Source organism: Brevibacillus sp. SIMBA_040, assembly GCF_046535075.1.
Classification (GTDB): Bacteria; Bacillota; Bacilli; order Brevibacillales; family Brevibacillaceae; genus Brevibacillus.
The window spans coordinates 1-232 of record NZ_JAWRXI010000431.1; the positions used below are offsets into that span (position 1 = coordinate 1).

The window sequence follows — 232 nt, forward strand, 5'->3', positions numbered from 1 at the left end:
CTGGGAGCCGGCGTTGGGCTGCAGCGACACCGCGTCGTAGCCGGTGGCAGCGCAGAGCATCGCTTCAAGTTCGGTGGTCAGTTGCTGGTAGCCGGCGCTTTGCTCGGCGGGAGCGAAGGGGTGCAGTGCGCCGAACTCGGCCCAGGTGATGGGGATCATCTCGCTGGCGGCGTTGAGCTTCATGGTGCAGGAGCCCAGCGGGATCATGGTGCGATCCAGGGCCAGGTCCTTG

The 232-nt window shown here is 66.8% G+C and carries 1 pseudogene; it reads right to left on the bottom strand.

Annotation, left to right across the window (positions count from 1 at the left end):
• Positions 1–232 (bottom strand): annotated as a pseudogene (locus tag SB752_RS33330) (aminomethyl-transferring glycine dehydrogenase subunit GcvPB); the annotation flags it as partial.